Genomic DNA, 1,639 nt, shown 5'->3' with positions numbered 1-1,639 from the left:
GAATCTGCGGGTTTGACGGGCGCGGGCCCAAGAAATCGCCTGGCCCAGCCGATCACGGCGCGTCAAGCGGACGTAACGCGGATTCGGAAGGCTCGCGGGCAGGTTCAATTTCTTGGCAACTTGAGCAAATTGGCTTGCGAAAAGCTTGATCGCGTAGATTCCTGAAGAGGATCGCCCGTCCGTCACCGCACGCAGAAGCTGCGCGCGGGGGGCGCGAGGATAATCCGGCAGCTCCAGCAAACGGCGACCGCCAAACCACTCAAGTGGACGCCCCAGTTCGGCGGAGGCCATCAACCCAGCGAGATGATTGCTACCGCTGCGCGGTGAGGTGCAGACAAGAATTCCCGCCTTTATCCCGGACAGAATGTCGGGCGGGATTTCAACCGTGGCCGCACGCCGACGAAAGAGACGCATCGCAATCATCGCTTCAGCAGAAACACTGCCTGCTGGCCGAAGAAATTCCAGAACCACCACGGCATGGAGAGGCCGATCCTCTGACCATTGCCGTCGAGGGCGGTTGCCTTTTCCACCGTGGCGCCAAGCTCCTCGCACAGATTGACGAAGTCACGGATGGTGCAGAAATGGATGTTGGGCGTGTCGTACCAGGAATAGGGCAGATCCTTGGTCACCGGCATCCGCCCCTTGACGAACAGCGACAGGCGCACCCGCCAGTGGCCGAAATTGGGGAAAGAGACGATGGCGCGGTTGCCGATTCTGAGCAACTCGTCGAGCACCAGCTTCGGATTGCGGGTCGCCTGCAGGGTCTGCGACAGGACGACGAAATCGAAGCCCTTGTCGGGATAGAATTCGAGATCCTTGTCGGCGTCGCCCTGGATGACCGAGAGGCCGCGCGCCACGCATTCGTTAACGCCGCGCTGCGACAGTTCCAGCCCACGGCCGTCGACCTGCTTGGTTTCCTGTAGTAATTCGAGCAGCAGCCCATCGCCGGAGCCGACATCGAGCACCCGTGACTGCGGCGGGATGAGATCGGCGACGACTTCAAGGTCGACGCGCTGGGCGCGGTTGACGCTCACAGGCTGGCCTCCCTTTTGGCGCATGATCCTGACTCGGAAAGTCTGCAACTTTCCGGGGTCATGCGCTCAGCCCCCTTGCCCGCGCGGCCGAGCCGATGAAGCCGTTGATGGCGGCGAACAGTTCCGGCTCATCGAGCAGGAAGGCGTCATGGCCGCGATCGGTCTCGATCTCGACGAAGGAGACGGAGGCGCCGGCAGCGTTCAGCGCATGCACGATCGAACGGCTTTCCTCGGTCGGGAACAGCCAATCGGAGGTGAAGGAGACCAGGCAGAAGCGCGTCTTGGTGCCGGCGAAGGCATCGGCCAGGCGACCACCGTGATCGGCGACGAGGTCGAAATAGTCCATCGCGCGGGTCAAATAGAGGTAGGTGTTGGCGTCGAAGCGGTCGACGAAGGTCATGCCCTGATGGCGCAGGTAGCTTTCGATCTGGAAGTCGGCGTCGAAACCGAAGGTCAGCGCCTCGCGATCCTGCAGGTTGCGGCCGAACTTGCGGTGCAGCGCCGCCTCCGAAAGGTAGGTGATATGGGCGGCCATGCGCGCCACCGCCAGCCCCTTCTCCGGACGCTTGCCGTATTCGAAATACTCGCCGCCATGCCCTTCCGGA

Annotated in this window: 2 protein-coding genes and 1 pseudogene; all 3 read right to left on the bottom strand. The window is 62.4% G+C overall.

Annotated features, from left to right (window positions below; genetic code table 11):
* Positions 1-474, bottom strand: a 474-nt coding sequence (locus EOA33_RS34960; protein ID WP_245482535.1) for a Stf0 family sulfotransferase, incomplete at its 3' end; no start/stop codon positions are given.
* Complete coding sequence (gene metW / locus EOA33_RS34955; protein WP_126058075.1) at positions 420-1,034, bottom strand: methionine biosynthesis protein MetW; 615 nt, start codon at positions 1,032-1,034, stop codon at positions 420-422. The genes metW and EOA33_RS34960, both read right to left, overlap by 55 nt.
* A 58-nt stretch (positions 1,035-1,092) precedes the next feature.
* Positions 1,093-1,639, bottom strand: a pseudogene (metX, locus tag EOA33_RS34950) (homoserine O-acetyltransferase); the annotation flags it as partial.

Source organism: Mesorhizobium sp. M4A.F.Ca.ET.050.02.1.1 (genome assembly GCF_003997725.1).
Lineage (GTDB): Bacteria > Pseudomonadota > Alphaproteobacteria > Rhizobiales > Rhizobiaceae > Mesorhizobium.
Note: the sequence above shows the minus strand (reverse complement) of the source record. Positions and strands in the feature narration are given on the sequence as shown.